Below are 17,368 nucleotides of genomic sequence, written 5' to 3'. Positions count from 1 at the left end.
TTTGGTCACTTGTAGTAAAGTGTCTAAAACCTAGGCATAGATCACATGTGAAAAAAGCCGCGCATCCTTAAGTGGATGGCAGCTTATTCTCATACCTGTGCAGTGCCCTCAGGACATTGCCTTCGATTAGCTCACTGAGCTTCTCAATAATCTGTTTTGGCGGTTCTTGCATGTTGCCCCTCATCCATTGAATGATCAGCCCAGTGAAAGCCAGGGTATAGAAGTTGGCAACGAACTCTTTGTCTTCTCCGCGGACCTTAATCCCGCAGGCGAGTTCATCAATAACACCCATGATCAGATCATGGGTTACTTCATAGAGGTATACATCCAGGTGGGTACGCCCGAGCGAGTTGAGTGTGTTGCAGCAGAACGTTTTGTTGTTCTCGATGTAACAAAAGATTTTATAGAATCCGTCCGTCCATGTGCTATAGCTTCGGTACTCCGTAAGACTCTCCACCGCTTCAGTCTGATAGATCCACCCAAGCAGCGCGTAAATATCCTGAAAATGATAATAAAAGGTTTGCCTGTTCACGCCGCAATGATCAACCAGATGTTTGACCGTAATTTTGTTCAGTGGAGTATGCTCCATCAGTGATTTAAGCGAGTGAGCCAGCGCATTTTTGGTCAGGTGAGAAGTAGACACAACATTCACCTCATCATTTTGGATTAGCTTGCTGGGGTGTAAAGGTAGGTAAACACCTCATGGCAAAAGCCCCGCAGCGAAGTCGCTGAACATAAGCAAGTCAAAACGCAGGAATCCCAAAAGACCCTGCCATCCACAAAAACCCTTTAGCTATCAACATCTTCGTTACCCGATCCACATCATACTCCATAAGGTTCATTCTAAGTACTGAATATCAATCGATTCAAACAAACCTCCAAAGGCCAACGCTTGAGTTATCTCTATCAAAACCCTTAAAAGTTAGCGGTCGTCTAAAACCAGTCACAATAAAGCAACCGCTGTAAAAGCTGAAACCTAGTGAAGGAGACCGAATCAAAAAAGACTATAAGGTCGCGTATGTTATCTCCCATACACTAAACCATTAAAACCGAGACCTCGTCTATAAAATCAGTCATAGGAACAATGATAACGAAGTTATCGAGAAAAAAATCGAAAAAGTGTTCAGTAGCCCATCCTTAAGGTAATCTATCACACTAACCCATCAAAGTGAGACCCAACCCTTCGAAGCAGCCGCGATAAGGCTACAACGTAACGATCGCGACAAAATCCAAAGAAACGGCCTATAAGGTCACCATGTTGTTAGCTCTAATACACTAACCCATTTAAAAGTAAGTCTTCATCGTCTCCATCATAAAAAGCAGCCATCAAAAAAACTACAATTTCATCAAAGAAACAAGAAACAAGAAACAAGAAACAAGAAACAAGAACCCAAGAACCCAAGAACCAAGAACCAAGAACCAAGAACCAAGAACAAAGAAACAAAGAAACAAAGAAACAAAATAAATAACAAAAAAGACGACCCGAAGGCCGTCCTTTTGTTCTCCTAATTACACTAACCATTCAATAGTTAGCTCAATCCTAAAATCAGTCATGCGAGAAGCTGCAACGTAGTGAAGGGGACGAAATCGATTCTGAAGAAGCGGAGCGTTCGCCTTTATCGTCGGATTTTACCCTTTGAGAAGGGGAATCCAAAAAAATCCGACGATAACAGCGATCTAAAGAACGATTCGGCCCCGGAACGTCCACTCAGCACGCCCTCATGAACTGGTTTTAACACGATGAGCCCTAACTATTACAAACTCTTCAGAAATTGAACAATCGTCAACAACCCTTTATCAAAGTTTTCCAGGTTGAAGTGCTCGTTCGGAGCATGCAGGTTCTCATCCGGCAAGCCAAAGCCCATCATGACAGCAGGGATTTCGAGTACACGTGAGAGTTTCTCGACAATTGGAATGGAGCCGCCATCTTTGGTAAAGAGGGCACGAACGCCATACACGTGCTCATACGCATCTGCTGCTTTTTGCAGAATTGGATTGGAAGGATCGGTGTTGAAAGCAAAAGCTTTCTCGATCTGTTTCACATGCAATGTTGCACCCGGTTGAACGTTAGCGCGCAGATGTGCTTCGATACGATCCAATACATGTTGTGGATCTTGATCCGCGACAAGGCGGCATGTAATTTTGGCATGAGCTTCCTTCGGAATAACCGTTTTGCTGCCTTCGCCCTGGAAACCACCCCATACGCCATTCAGTTCCAATGTTGGACGAGCGCCAACACGTTCCACGAACGAGTAACCTTCTTCACCGTACAATTGCTCCAGCCCGAGATCCTGACGAAGCTGTTCTTCATTGAAGCCCTGTTTCACAAATTCTTCTCTCATCTCAGGAGACAGTGGCAGTACGCCGTCGTAGAAACCATCTACACTTACACGGCCTTGCTCATCATGCAACGAAGCGAGCAAGGATACGAGTGCGTGCAGTGCGTTGGGTACACCGCCACCAAATGAACCGGAGTGCAAGTCGGTATTGGCTGTGTTCAGATCTACGTGAAGCGAGCAAAGGCCGCGCAGGCCTGTAGAGATCGCCGGTTTACCTTTTTCAAGCAAGGACGTATCCGAGATCAGTATCATGTCTGCACGCAGCTTGTCTGTATGTTCATTCAGATAGATGGGCAAGTTCGGGCTGGAGATTTCCTCTTCGCCTTCAATGCAGAACTTGATGTTAACTGGCAGTTCTTTGTTTTCGGCGAGAATGGCTTCTACTGCCTTGATATGTAGGAAAATCTGTCCTTTATCATCCGTTGCACCACGGGCATACAGCTTGCCATCACGAACGGTCGGTTCAAAAGGAGGTGTCTCCCACAGGTTAAGCGGATCAACAGGTTGTACATCATAGTGTCCATAGATCAGAGCCGTTGGTTTGCCGGGTGCATGCAGGTGATCTGCATAGACAATTGGATGTCCAGCCGTTTGAATGACCTCTACGTTTTCCATGCCTGCACGTGTGAGCGCATCTGCTGCCCATTGTGCTGCACGATTAATATCCTCTTTATGCTCTGAAATGGCAGAGATACTTGGAATGGACAACCATTCATTCAGTTCTGCCAGGTGTTTTTCTCTATTTTGTTCAAAATAAGTCTGTTCTTTCATTAAAAAGGCCTCCTTCATGTTTGCTATATCTCATTGTAATCCATTTTGTCATGTTAATAAAACATTGGTTAAAAAAATGATCGGTTACAGATCGTTTCATTCACCTGAGGATTGTGCGTATAATACAAGAAAAGGATTTCATCCATATATTCTCAGGGGAGTTGAGGAAGTTTCCATGACAGTCAGACTCGATGCAAGCAGGCAGGTGAGCAGCGATGGAACCGACTAGGAGCGATCGAATATTTGGCAGATTCAAGCGGTTATCCGATTTGAAGGCTGGAAGGCATAAAGGACGATTTTATCGAAACAGCCTCATGCTTATTTTACTCATTGCCAGCATTCCCGGACTAATCACAGGTATCGTCATGTATCAACAGGTTGTTGGCCGGATGGAAACCGAGTTCAATCAGATGCACCAGAACCAGATTGAGAACCGGGCACGTAATGTGGATGACCAGCTGGCTTATCTGGAGATGAACTTATCCCATTGGGCTTTTGAACCGAGGTTTGGCAATGCACTGCGAACGTTGGATTTTGTATATTATTTCAATGAAACGCAGGAGATTGTGACTACCTTATACGTATTACAAGGTTCTCATCCACTGATCAAGTCAGCACAGCTGTATTTGCAGGAACCGAAGCCAATCTTGTTTAATCGGGATTATACCGAATTGAACGATGAAGCCAAAGTACAAGCCTATGATCGATACCTTTCCATGGGGAACCACGTGTACTGGACAGATTGGGTTTCCAGCATCAACAGTGATACCGAACCTTCGACCAACGATAGTCCACTGCATACGGATGCAGGCAATGCACTTGTTCTAGTACATAAGATACCGGGGGAGAGCATTAATCCGTTTGGTGCACTGATCATCACGCTGGATAACGAGAAAGTCGCCAGTTTATTGAAAACGCTTACTCCGTATGACGAAGGTTTAACGTTCCTTATGGATCAGGAAGGAAACACACTGGTTACCGGGAATCCGGGAACGGCGGGAGAGACTTCTGCTTTTGAGCAGCAGCTAAAAGAAGAAGTAGCCCTGCATGCGGACAGCCGCTCATTCCTGTTCCGATATGAGGATCAGACCTATTCTGTGTCATACGGTTCATTGAGCCGGATCGATTCAGACTGGACTTACGTCTCGGCAGCACCTTTGACCTCAGTCACTTCGCCAGTCAAACTGGTATCCAAAATCATCGTCATTGCGAGTGCAGGCAGTCTCATCCTGGGATTGTTGTTATCCTGGTTTGCTTCCCGCCGCATCTATTCGCCTGTAGCACGGATGCTGCATCTGCTTACGCCTGGCAGAAACGAAACAACACCAACGGATGCCAAGCTGGACGAGTTTAAGCTGCTGGAGCAACAGTGGAACGAATTGACCTCCCGCAGTGTCACAGCACATCGCCAATTGCAGGAACAGCTTCCCCATCTGCGCGACAGTTTTGTCTTACAACTTGTACAGGGGCACCTATATGCCTATAACGAGCAGGATCTCCAGCAGCGGATGCGTAATCTTGGCTTTGAACTGGAGGGCCAGCAGTTTTTGCTGGTGCAGATGTATTATACGGGGTATGAGCAGCTGCAAGGCAGATTTGGAAGCCAGGACACGGGATTAGTCACCTTTGCAGCAGTGAATATCACTCAGGAAGTGGCGAAAAATTATTTCAGACAGATCAGTGTCATGAACTTTCATGACCTGTCTTCCGCCATGCTTGTGATTGCTCCCCAGGACGAACCTGTGAAATCACAAGCGCTGTTATGGGGACGGGAACTGGTGGAGGTCATTGGACGTACGCTCAAAATGAAGGTGACCTTGATGGTCAGTCGCCCGGCAGCTTCACTTCAGGAACTGCCCGGACGATTCGTCGAGATGGAACAGGCCGTGGCTTATCGCAGTGTGGAGGAAGGAAGTCAGATTCTCGATCTGGAGGATGAGGCGTGTTTCCGCAGAAATGAAGCAGCTTCCTATCCGCTTGGGCTGGAACGGGAGTTGTTACAGGCGGTCAGGCTGGGCAAACAAACCGAAGCGGAACGTGTGCTGGAACAATTCATGAGTGAAATTACGCGGACGGGCAGTACCGAATTTCAGGTGCAACAGATGATGCTTCAATTGCTCGGCAGCATTCAGCACATGATGCTGCAAACGGGAGTCACACCTTATAAGCTGTTTGGTGGTAGCAACATGTATGAGCGCTTATCCGGTATTCGTGAACCTGTACAGATGAGACAATGGATGATGAATGAGGTATTCATACCTTATATACAAGAGGTTGAGGTACGATCGCAGGAACCGCTGAAACTGGTGGTGGAACGAACGATGTTGTACATCGATACACATTACCGCAGCGACATTTCGCTGGAAAACTGTGCTGACGAGGAGCAGATGACACCCTATGCACTGAGCAAGGCTTTCAAACAGGTATCGGGCATCAACTTTATTGATTATTTGACACGTGTGAGAATGGATGCGGCGAAGCAATTGTTGCGGGAGACAACGATGAAAATCAATGATGTTGCAGCGGCTGTGGGATATCAGCATAGTTATTTTAATCGGATTTTCAAGAAACAGGAGGGAGTTACCCCGAGTCAGTATCGCGATCAATGGTTTGGACAATAACCTTTTATATCTTTGTCATTTCAGACCGGCATTCGGCTTTAGCGGATGTCGGTTTTTTCTTTTTTTACCGTGATACAAAGAAGGATAAACCCGCAAAAATGTGCAATTCTACCCGCTACGTTATGTGCAATTTCTTGTGAAAATGGCGTTATAGCGGGCTTTTCGGCCATCATGTCGTAGCAATGCAAAAAATGAAGGTTGCCGGAAACCAGGCGTCTGTATAGTCTGAATAACAGGTTAATTGATAACGCTTACATCGTTGAGGGAGGGGAGACATGATGAACGGGAAGACGGACTGGAATACCAACGGCACTGCAACCACCCAAGCGGATAGGGCAACAAGACCATTAAAACAAGAGTCCAATTGGAAAAGGCAGATCAAACGAAACAAGTGGTTATATGTGCTTGTGCTTCCCGGCTTTTTGTACTTTGTCATCTTTAAATACTTGCCCATGTGGGGGATCATCATTGCCTTTCAGGACTACCAGCCTTTCCTGGGCATCTGGGAGAGTAACTGGGTGGGGCTAGAGAACTTTACGAACTTTTTCTCCAATCCGGACTTCTTCCGACTATTACGTAATACGCTGGTCCTTGCCCTGTATGATCTCATCTTTTTTTTCCCGGCACCAATCATTATCGCTTTGTTATTAAATGAAATTCGGGTCGCTTTCTTCAAAAGAACGATTCAAACGCTGGTCTATGTCCCCCATTTTGTATCCATGGTGATTATCGCCAGTATCACGTACGTGTTTCTGACCCCGCAAGGCGGGGTGTTATACGACCTGATCGCCTGGATTACAGGCAAGCCTATTGATGTACTCTCCAGTCCGGGTTCGTTCCGTCCGCTCATTATTGTTCAGATGATGTGGAAGGAGATGGGATGGGGAACAATCATTTTCCTGGCAGCCCTTGCAGGTGTCGATACGGAGCAGTATGAAGCTTCTATTGTAGACGGCGCAGGACGGTTACGGCGGATGTGGCATATCACGCTTCCCGCGATTCGCACGACTATTGTCATTTTGCTCATTCTCAGACTGGGGAACTTCCTCGATACCGGATTTGAGCAGATCTATCTAATGACCAACTCTCTCAACCGGGATGTCGCAGACGTCTTTGATACGTATGTGTACACGGTGGGGATCACGCAAGGTGCATTCAGTTACAGTACCGCTGTTGGACTATTCAAGTCTGTGGTGGGGATCATTCTGGTGCTTGGCAGTAATAAACTTGCGAAAAAATTCGGTCACCCCGGAATTTATTAAGGAGGAGCGCCCATGAACAGCCGTCTATACAACAGCCCTGCCGGCAAGGTATTTGATATCTTCAATTACGTCATGCTGGGGATTCTGGGCATATTAACCGTCCTTCCGTTCCTGTATATTATAGGGAATTCTTTCGCAACGGAAGCCGAGATCACCGAACGCAGTTTTTTCCTCATCCCGAAGGTATTTTCCTTTAGTGCATATGAGTATATTTTTTCCTCGTCCACGATCTTTCGCAGCATTGGTGTTTCCATCTTCATCACGGTGGCAGGGACACTGGTCAATCTGTTCTTCACACTAACGATGGCCTATCCACTATCCAGAAGTGACTTCTGGGGTCGTAACGTCATGATGAACATGGTGATTTTCTCGATGTTATTTGGCGGTGGCATGATTCCAACGTATCTCGTCATTCGTGGACTGGGACTGCTCGATTCTTACTGGGCCCTTATGCTTCCTGGCGCGATCAGCGCTTTTAACTTAATAGTTGTCAAAAACTTTTTTCAGCAAATGCCGCCCGGGCTGGAGGAAGCGGCCCGCATCGACGGCTGTTCGGATTTAGGCGTGCTGTGGCGAATCGTTCTGCCTTTATCCAAACCGGTCATTGCCACGTTTGCCTTGTTCTACGCCGTAGGCCACTGGAACAATTTTTTCTCGGCACTGCTGTACATTTCCGACAGTGACAAATGGCCGCTGCAAGTCATGCTGAGACAGATCGTGTTACTTTCGCAAGCCAGTGTCGGAGATATGGCTAATATGGACCCCAATTTTGTGCAGCCACCAGAGCAGTCAATTAAAATGGCGGTGATCGTTGTAGGTACCATTCCGATTTTGCTGGTGTATCCGTTTTTGCAGAAGCATTTTGCCAAAGGTGTCATGTTAGGTTCAATCAAAGGCTAAAGCCAAGGGGGAGAACGTATGGGACAAAAAACGGGATTCAAAAAAGGTGCACTGCTACTCTCTGCGTCACTGGTACTTAGTACGATCTTAGGAGCATGCTCCACGGATAAAACAGGTTCAGGAACCGCTGCGGGTGGCACCGACGAAATTACCATTATGCTTCCGAACTTTGAAGCGGAGAATCCGCCAGAGAACAGCCCGGTCATCCAGAAGCTTGAGGAATTGACCAAGGTGGATGTGAACTTGCAGTGGGTGCCGAGCAGCTCGTATGAAGACAAATTCAACATCACACTGGCCTCGGGAAAGCTGCCTCAGATTATGGTGGTGTTAGGGAAGTCTCCAAGTTTCATTAATGCGGCCCGAACCGGAGCATTCTGGGAGCTTGGTCCTTATCTGAAAGATTATCCGAATCTGAGTCAACTGAATGAAATCATCACCAACAATGCATCAATCGATGGCAAAACCTATGGGATCTACCGGGCACGGGCCCTGGGACGTAATGGGGTTACAATCCGCAAAGATTGGCTGGAGAATCTGGGGCTCGAAGAGCCGAAGACGATTGATGAATTTTACAATGTATTAAAAGCTTTCACGAAGGATGATCCGGACGGTAACGGTAAGGATGATACGTACGGTCTGGTTGCCAGCAAATTCACGGGCCCGTGGGATAACATGCAGGTATGGTTCGGTGCGCCCAACAAATGGGGAGATGATGGCAGCGGAGGCCTGATCCCGGCGCATGAGACACCAGAATACATGGAAGCCCTGAAATTTTTCCGTCAAATCTATAGCGAAGGTCTGGTGAACAAGGACTTTGCCGTGATGGATGCAACGAAACTGCCTGATCCATTTGTGAATGGTCAAGCCGGTGTCATGGTGGATGTAGCAGATAATGCGCAGCGCATGGATCAGAAAATACTCGATAAAGACCCTAATGCGACAGGACGTGTGGATGTGCTGCAAGCGATGGAAGGTCCAAAGGGATTGCGTGATATGCCAACGTCCGGTTACTCAGGCCTGATTGCCATTTCCAAAAGCAGTGTCAAAACGGAAGAAGACCTGAAGAAGGTACTGAGCTTTCTGGATCAGCTGAATGAACCGGAGTTGCAGGCATTGTTGTACAACGGACTGGAAGGCAAGCAGTATGAGAAAAAAGAAGACTACATCATACCGAGCACTGACAAGCTTGCGCTCCGCGACCTGCAGGGTTTAAATCAGATTTTGATGTTTGTACCGGAAGACAGAACGCTTCGTGTCCAACAGACACCTGTCCGTGAAAAGGTTGCACAGGTGCAGAAAGCCAACGAAGAGATTGTCATTGCCAATCCTGGCGAACCGCTGATCTCTGATGTTTACGCTCAGAAAGGACCGCAGCTGGACAATATCATTAACGATGCGCGAATCAAATATATCGTAGGTCAGATTGATGAGAAAGGATTCGAAGATGCTGTTGCCCTGTGGAAGAATAACGGCGGAGACGATTATGTCAAAGAAGTCAATGAATTGTACGCTGCACTGAAGTAGTCTTATAAGCCAAAGCCCGGTAGCCGTGCCTTCAGTGTAGGGGAAACAGCCGGGCTTTCCTTATCGCTGTAATGGCTTGATTCGCGAACAAAATTTCATCCAACTTTCTGGAAATTATGACTTCCTGAATATGGTTTTTGATGTATAATCAAAACAAAACAAACCTATATGAACTGAAATGAACGTTATTGGTAAAGCTGGACACCACACACTCTTGGACACGCAGGGAGGAAGGCAACATGTGGAACGGGGATGCTTTTGAAAATCCCGAGGCGCAGTACAGGGTCCATCCCTTTTGGTTCTGGAACGGGGATATGGAAGAAGAACAGATTAAGCGGCAAGTGGCTGAGATGGCGGCGCAAGGTGTAGGTGGATTCTTCATCTGTCCACGTCAGGGACTGCAAATTCCCTATCTGTCGGAAGCGTGGTTTGATAAGGTGCGGATTGCAGTGGAAGCGGCGGCTGCTCACGGCATGCAAGTATGGTTATATGACGAATATCCATATCCAAGCGGGATGGCTGGTGGGGAAGTGACCCTTGATTTTCCTGAAGCGAAGCAGCGACAGCTCGTGCATCATCAGTTGGTGGCTCAGGGCGGAGAAGCTGTGGATCTGGAGTTGCCGTGGGGACGAGTCTTGGTTGCCAAGGCGATTCCCAAGGATGAACAGGGCAAACGGTTGTGGCATGAATCCATTGACTTGCGCAGCAAAATCGGCAATATCCAGACCGATCAGGTGTATCAGGAGACCGGACTCACATCGTATAACCGCAAGCGGTTCTTCACCTACCGAACAGCGTTCCGCTTGTTGTGGGATGTTCCCCCAGGTGATTGGGAGTTGATTATATTTCAAGAAATGGAGATCGACGATTTCAAATATTACGGCAACTTTGTTGATCCTTGCCACAAGGAAGCGATGAGTCGTTTTATTGAACTGACACATGAGCGTTATAAGTCAGCGGTTGGAGATCAATTTGAAAGCGTAATCAAAGGCATGTTCTCGGATGAGATTGCACCGCTGGGCCGTATCCCCTGGTCACCACAGCTTCCCCGTTATTTCAGAGAGCGTTGTGGTTATAGTCTGATCGATTCGCTACCGGCCCTGTTATATGGTGATGTTCCGGACGCGCACCGGATTCGGTATGACTACTATCAGTCACTGCATCTGCTTCTCAGGGAGTCCTATCACAAACAGGTGCATGATTGGTGTGAGGAAGCAGGAATCCAGTACGCGGCAGAGGTGCCTGGCGTACGGATGACCACCCAGTTGTTCAGTCATATGCCAGGTGGTGATTCGGCCCATGAGAAAATCGGACGATCCTTATCGTGGATTCTGGAACGATATGGTCAAAAGATGCGTGACAATCCCAAGATGGTCAGTTCGCTTGCCCGGCAATTGGGCCGAAGCCGCAATCTGATTGAATGTTTTCATAGTGTAGGCTGGTCGATGACGCTACAGGATGCCAAGTGGATGATTGATCGAATGGCCGCCATGGGCACCAATTTTTATAACTTTCACGCCTTTTTCTATACGATTGGTGGGCTTGTGAAGCATGACGCACCGCCATCTCAATTTTTACAGAATCCCTACTGGAAGCATTTCCGGCAGTTAGGGGATTACACCGGACGTTTGAGCTATCTCATGAGCACCGGAACAGCAGATATTCGTATTGCCGTGCTTGACCCAACGACGACATTCTGGAGTCTGATGGGTAATCCGCTGCATGGATTTGAGTATAGCGGCGAGGACGAAGCAGAACGGGTGCAACTGGAGCGCCTGACGAAGGACTGGATGAGGATCACGACACATCTGCTCGAAAACAGACGTGACTATGATCACCTTGATCCCGAATTGTTGGCTGAAGCTGACTTAACGGATGGCATCATTCAGCTCGGCGTTGCCCGTTATGACGTATTAATTCTGCCACCGATGCTGAATCTGGAGGCCGTGGCCTGGGAACAGGTGAAGCGATTTGTTCAACAGGGAGGAACTGTCATTTCTGTTGGGATGCCTCCACATATTGCGATTCAGCAGGGAAGTCCAGAGGGAGATGAAGCTGCCCAGTTCTTTGGTGCGGGCGAGCAGCCGGAAGAGGTGTACTGGGGCCGTAACGTGACAACAGATCACGATAACCGTGAAACCATGTGGCATCAGGGTGAGGGGAATGCTTATTTTCTACCCGCAGGAACGGGGCAAGGAGATGACTTTTCGCTGGAGCTAATCTCTCTCCTGCTCGATCAGGTATTGCCGGAACCCATCTGTTGGATCATGGAGGAGGAAAGCGCCTCCCTGCTGATGCATACCCGTCAATTGTCGTCTGGGGAGCATATGGTTTTTTTGACCAATCAGGAGGGTCAGGACCTGATTGGTCAATTGAAGCTGGTCGCCAGACAGCTGTGGGATGGAACGGAGTTGACAGAGGGTGCTTGTATTGTGGCAGAACGACTTGATCTGGAGACAGGGCGGCTTCAGACATTGCCGTATACGAGCAGTGGTGGGGAATGGTGCATTTCACTAACACTTGCGCCTTATGAAGCGCATGCTGTTCGTCTTACTTTACAACCTGCGAAGGAAGAGGCATTAACAACGAAGGTGGATGTAACAGACAAAACGGGTTCGGCGTTCGTAACGGATGTATTGGCAGGAGCTAATCAAGCCTGTAAGATCATGGTCCCTTCGGAAGGGCCATGGCGACTCGAAACGGTGCAACCTAACATTTTGCGAATGGGACAATTCAATCTTCAGGCTTCCAATGCTAATGGTGTGATTCTGGAAAGCCAGCATGTAGCTGTGAAACCGTTTATTGATCAAGCGGCAGAATTATCGGAGCAGCAGCATCTGCCAATCCAGTTTAATCAGGTATTTGGCACACCGAAAAAGGCATCCTTAGCCTATCCCATCGAATGTCGATATACGACTACATTTGAGCTGAGAACGGCATTGCCTGCATGCTTGTTATTTATGGACAGAGCGGCGATCTCGGGCAGTTGGTCCATGGAGATTAATGGGCAACCACTTGGAAAAGAACAATTCGATCCAATTGAAATCACCGATCACAATAATATCGCTTGTGATATCACGGAGTTGCTGCACAGCGGTCTCAACGAAATGGCGGTGATTGTGCAGGTAACGAAAGATGAGGATGGCATCGTGGATCCCTTGTATCTACAGGGAAGATTCGGCTTGGAGTTCCATCATGAAGGCATGGTTTCGCTTGTACGGGAACCGGACACGGCCCTTTGCATCGGACCTGAACCGCAGCCGCTGTATCCCCATTTTGCCGGGGAAATGAGTTATAAACGCACGTTCTGGCTGGATGAGCCAGGGGAAGATATTACCTCGTTTGAACTAGAATTTAGCGATTGGCGTGTGCAGGATGTGGTGGAAGTGCGGGTAAACGGACATAGCCTGGGTGTAAGATGCTGGTCTCCGTATCGTTGGAAGGGAGAGACCTCCTGGTTGCGTCCGGGAGACAACGACATTGAAGTGCGGATTACCAACACATTGATCGGCCTGCTGGAAGGTACGTATTTTGATTCGGAACATCATCGATTACAGGATGCAGGTCATGTACCTGTTGAAGAATTGGGATAAAGGAGTGGAAGTAAGGAATGGGACATCGTATTCAGTTTGACCGCTATCCAGATGGTGTGATGAAAGCGTTAACGCTCAGTTATGACGATGGAGTGGTGCATGATCGCAGACTGGTGGAAATCTGTAATCGGTATGGTCTACGGGGAACCTTTAATCTGAACTCCGGTACCCTGGGTAATCCAGGCCGCATTGAGGCTGGGGAAGTCGCTGAACTTTATACGGGGCATGAAGTAGCCGTTCACACGGTTACTCACCCTACGCTGCCTTATGTTCCGAATGAACTATTGACCGAAGAGATTATCGAAGACCGAAAAGCATTGGAGCAGCTCGTCGGTTATCCGGTACGAGGCATGGCTTATCCCAACGGAGGGTACGACCGTGTGTTAAGTACAAAGCTGGAGTGGCTTGGCATTGATTATGCCCGTACCGTTGAATCACATGGCAGATACACGTTGCCAGATCGGCCGCTTGAATGGCATCCGACGTGTCATCATAACCATGATCTGGCGGGGCATGCCAAACGTTTTATCCAACATTCCAAAACAGGTACACCACTATTACTCTACGTCTGGGGTCACAGTTATGAGTTCAATGACAACGACAATTGGGAGATCATCGAACAGTTCGGTGAGCAGATTGGCGGCAGGGACGATATCTGGTATGCCACGAACATCGAAGTGATTGCCTATTGGAAAGCGGTACAACGATTGGAGTGTTCAGCAGATCGCTCCATCATCCATAATCCGTCTGCCATCCCGGTTTGGTTCACCGCAGATCAACAGGTTGTTGAAGTGCAGGGCGGAGAGACATTGCGGCTAAGCGAACGAATCAAGGTATAAGGAAGGGAGCTGACGATCATTCGTTATTTTCATGAGAACGAGGCAATTGCAGGCAAGGTGTACGATTCAATTCCGGATATATTGACAACGGTGGCTCAGCGTTATATTGGCGATCATCCGAAACATTCATTTTTGTTCAGAGCCTATCATCAGGGAGGTTTTCGTAGACGTGGGGACTACCGCTACGACCTGAATCTGAATGAGAAATGCGTAGAGGCGCATGCAGGGCAATACGTGTATGTATGGGGCAAGTTATGGAGCGAGCAGAATGCAACGTTAAATACGGGCCTGAACTGTTATAGTCCGGTGACGATTTACGTGAACGGTGAAGAGGTATTCAAGTCTGAGTTGTTACAGGAGTTATTTCCCGAGCGAAGAACCCAGATTCCGATTTCCGTGAACTATGGCTGGAATGATGTATTGCTGTGTTTTGTCAAAACAGAAGTGGGATTCGGCGGTATCTACGGAACAGCCTCGTTTAAAAATTTCCCGCTGCACTTCCTCACTCCTGGGGCAGATCGTCAGGGTCAGGAGGGCTGGTTATATTCGGAACCCGTCGATGAACCTGTAGTATCTCTTCCTCGTGACGGCATGACGGAAGAAGAAACGGGTCTTACCTGGTATCCGCGCAGGGGCTGGACAGATGAGGAGCAGAGCATGGGTTCTTTTGCCCGCATCTTTGGTACAGAAAAGCCCGCTGTTGCCTACGCATGGTCCAGATTGGATGTAACTTTGCCAGGAACATCACCAGTTATTTTAAAAGGTCGTCATGATGGAGCTTTGACTCTGTATGTGGATGGTACGGAAGTATACTCTGCTGGAGGTAGCGGTAACTTCCGCGTTGAACTCGCACGCCGTTACGGTTCATCCGATCTGGTCGCGAAAGGTGAAATCCAGGCAGTCGGCGGTTCATGGGGATTCACGTTGGAAGATGCCGAGCGTTCGGATTCCAAAGGCTGGAGACTGAAATCGCCTCATCCGGTTGCGGGATGCTCTGACCCCTGGCTGTACACGGGTGTGTTTGCTCCCGGTGCTGAACCATCGCATGCCGACATTGTGCGAACCGATACCGTATTTGATGATGGCGCACAAGGTGTGTATTGGCGGGTAGATCTTCCCGACACCCATGTCCGTCCTTACCTGGAGAATACACATTACGGAAAGTGGAATTATCCGCTTGGCGTTACCCTGCTTGGACTGCTCCAGACGGGACAGGAATTGGGACGGGATGATTACATTCAGTATGTGCGGCAACATATTGAACTGAGTACTTCATTTGACCGCTATGGTCTGTGGGATCGGGAAGGGTACGGTGCGGCAGGAATCAATAATCAGCTGTCTGCGATAGACAGTCTGGATGATTGCGGTTCGTTCGGATCTACGTTGCTGGCTGCGATGGAATTCGGCGATATTCGTGGGGGGAGAGATACCGCGGATCGAATTGCGGGCTACATTACGGATGAGCAGGAACGTCTGGAGGATGGCGCCTTTTACCGGGTACGAGGTAGCGGGGAGATGCGTCAGGAGACGATGTGGTGTGATGACTTGTACATGAGTACACCTTTTCTGATGCGTTATGGTCAGTTGACAGGAGATGCGACGTATTGGGATGATGCGATCAATCAGTTTCTGATGTTCCGTAAATACCTCTACCTTCCCGATCAACAGATCATGTCCCACGTGTATGATTTTGTGCGTGGTCGGGCGACAGGTATTCCATGGGGACGGGGGAACGGCTGGGTGCTCTTTTCATTAACCGAGTTGTTATCTATCCTGCCACATGATCATGTGAAACGGTCGGAACTGCTAACTTTCTATCGTGATTTAAGTCAAGGTTATCTGGCGCTGCAAGGGGAAAATGGACTATGGCATCAGGTGCTGAACCGCCCGGATTCATATGAAGAAACCTCCTGCACGTCCATGTTCATCTACGCTTATGCCCGTGGTATTCGGGAAGGCTGGCTGGAACAGCCAGAGCCCTATCTGGAGGCAGTGCGCAAAGGATGGGAAGGCATGACGCATTTGTCGATTGATTATAAAGGTAATATATACGGGGTATGCCGGGGTTCGGGGTACTCGTATACCGCTTTGTATTATCGCGATGATCTGGGATGGAATCTGAACGATACCCATGGGATCGGCATTGTGCTCTTGGCAGGCATTGAAGCGCATAAAATGAACCAGCAGCTCCGTGAGGCGCATTTCGATTCTTCGGTTACAGCCGCGCAGCGCTGATGTTTGACGCAACGAAACGAATGTATGTGGATAGCCTTCTATAGATAGATAAGCAGTTAAAGAAAGCGGCAATGCCCTCAGGCTTGCCGCTTTTTAGTGTTATGCCAATCCCGAATTTAATCAGCATGATAGCAATAACACTCACGTATCTTCACCCTATAATGTGAGTAACTCCGTCTTTTTACACGAGTCAAAATAATTCCAGTTGCTCCGGTCCTTCTTCCTTCTCCGGTTCAGAACGGTCAGGAAAAGGCTTCACCGGCTGATCCAGCAGGTCCATCATCATCTGGGCATTCGCTGCTGCATCGCCACCGGAGTTGTTATTAAAAATAACATAGACATCCTTGCTCTGCTCCTGCAATTGCTCCAGATACCCTTTCCATTCCAACAATTCTTCCTTGTTGTAACGGTACAGGTAACGGGTCTCACGCCAATTAGGCGCACCATTCTGATGCCACCCGGACACATTACGTCCGTGCATGCGAACCAGTGTCATCTCGGAATCCGTCGCCTGTGGCACGATGGGGATAGAACCTAGACCTGCCTGAGGTTCGTCACAGACGCTGTGAATCCAGCCTTGCTCTTTCAGGAACGAAAGCGTCCGCTCGCGCATGTCACCTTCATACCAGCTACGATGACGGAATTCCAGGGCACACGGAATGCCCTCCATTCGAAGTTTTACTTCACGAAGCTCTTTCACGTTGTCCTTATTGCACTCAAACCAAGGCGGATATTGAAACAAGGCTGCCTGCATCTTGCTGGCTTCAATGACCGGTTCCAGTGATTCCCGAAAAGCCTTATACATCTCCGACGTGCTGGTGAAGTATGGTTTGCCTCGCAGATGTCCGGTCATTCCCTGATAGGCTTTGATGATAAAAGCAAAGGATTCGGGCGTCTCGGCAGCCCACCGTGCCATTCGATCCCGCGGCTGAACGGCGTAGAAAGAACTATCCACCTCCACAGTGGAGAAGTACTGTCCGTATAGACTGAGCTTGTCTTTGGCTTTGGTACGGTTTGGATAGAGATCTTCCTGATCCCCCCATCCGGTAAGTCCGATGCGAATCATAAGAACACCTCCTGTTGCTTTTTGAACAACCTCTTATTAATTAACCGATTTGCAGGCATATGTCTAACATTATATCGTGTGCATTTTGGCTCTTCAATGTTGGAAAATTACTGGGATTTTTTGAGTTTGCAGAATAAAGACGTTACAATACATTAAAGCTAGTGGAAATGATCAGGCTTGTACAACAGTGACTATAGATAGAGAGCCAGTGACCAAGT

General features: G+C 48.2%; 10 protein-coding genes. 7 read left to right on the top strand and 3 right to left on the bottom strand.

What is annotated here, in order from left to right:
- Positions 1-67: 67 nt before the first annotated feature.
- Positions 68-643 carry a TetR/AcrR family transcriptional regulator gene (locus MHI48_RS24465; protein WP_076329045.1) on the bottom strand — a complete coding sequence of 192 codons (576 nt, stop codon included), beginning with the start codon at positions 641-643 and terminating at the stop codon, positions 68-70.
- Positions 644-1,754: 1,111 nt separating this feature from the next.
- Positions 1,755-3,110, bottom strand: a complete 1,356-nt coding sequence (locus tag MHI48_RS24460; RefSeq protein WP_076329046.1) for a dipeptidase — start codon at positions 3,108-3,110, stop codon at positions 1,755-1,757.
- Between the two features lie 215 nt (positions 3,111-3,325).
- Here MHI48_RS24460 and MHI48_RS24455 point away from each other — a divergent pair, with 215 nt between their 5' ends.
- From MHI48_RS24455 to MHI48_RS24425, 7 genes are all read left to right on the top strand, one after another.
- A complete protein-coding gene (locus tag MHI48_RS24455; RefSeq protein ID WP_405142057.1) occupies positions 3,326-5,731 on the top strand; it encodes an AraC family transcriptional regulator in 2,406 nt (801 codons plus the stop codon).
- Between the two features lie 275 nt (positions 5,732-6,006).
- Positions 6,007-6,993, top strand: coding sequence for an ABC transporter permease (locus tag MHI48_RS24450; RefSeq protein WP_405142055.1), 987 nt, complete (start codon positions 6,007-6,009; stop codon positions 6,991-6,993).
- A 12-nt stretch (positions 6,994-7,005) separates the two neighbouring features.
- Positions 7,006-7,893 carry a carbohydrate ABC transporter permease gene (locus MHI48_RS24445; RefSeq protein WP_017692544.1) on the top strand — a complete coding sequence of 296 codons (888 nt, stop codon included), beginning with the start codon at positions 7,006-7,008 and terminating at the stop codon, positions 7,891-7,893.
- Positions 7,894-7,911: 18 nt separating this feature from the next.
- Positions 7,912-9,417 (top strand): extracellular solute-binding protein, encoded by a 1,506-nt coding sequence (locus MHI48_RS24440; protein WP_340028509.1) that lies wholly within the window; start codon positions 7,912-7,914, stop codon positions 9,415-9,417.
- Positions 9,418-9,656: 239 nt separating this feature from the next.
- Positions 9,657-13,010 (top strand): glycosyl hydrolase, encoded by a 3,354-nt coding sequence (locus tag MHI48_RS24435; RefSeq protein WP_405142053.1) that lies wholly within the window; start codon positions 9,657-9,659, stop codon positions 13,008-13,010.
- Positions 13,011-13,027: 17 nt separating this feature from the next.
- Positions 13,028-13,849 (top strand): polysaccharide deacetylase family protein, encoded by an 822-nt coding sequence (locus tag MHI48_RS24430; protein ID WP_405142051.1) that lies wholly within the window; start codon positions 13,028-13,030, stop codon positions 13,847-13,849.
- A 90-nt stretch (positions 13,850-13,939) separates the two neighbouring features.
- Entirely contained in the window at positions 13,940-16,084 is a 2,145-nt protein-coding gene (locus tag MHI48_RS24425; RefSeq protein WP_405144715.1) for a glycoside hydrolase family 105 protein, read from the top strand.
- Between the two features lie 190 nt (positions 16,085-16,274).
- Here the strand turns inward: MHI48_RS24425 and MHI48_RS24420 are convergent, their stop codons facing one another.
- Positions 16,275-17,150 (bottom strand): DUF72 domain-containing protein, encoded by an 876-nt coding sequence (locus MHI48_RS24420; RefSeq protein ID WP_076329051.1) that lies wholly within the window; start codon positions 17,148-17,150, stop codon positions 16,275-16,277.
- Between the last annotated feature and the right edge of the window lie 218 nt (positions 17,151-17,368).

This window comes from Paenibacillus sp. FSL H7-0942 (assembly GCF_045040715.1).
GTDB lineage: Bacteria > Bacillota > Bacilli > Paenibacillales > Paenibacillaceae > Paenibacillus > Paenibacillus amylolyticus.
This window is presented reverse-complemented; position numbering and strand designations above follow the sequence as displayed.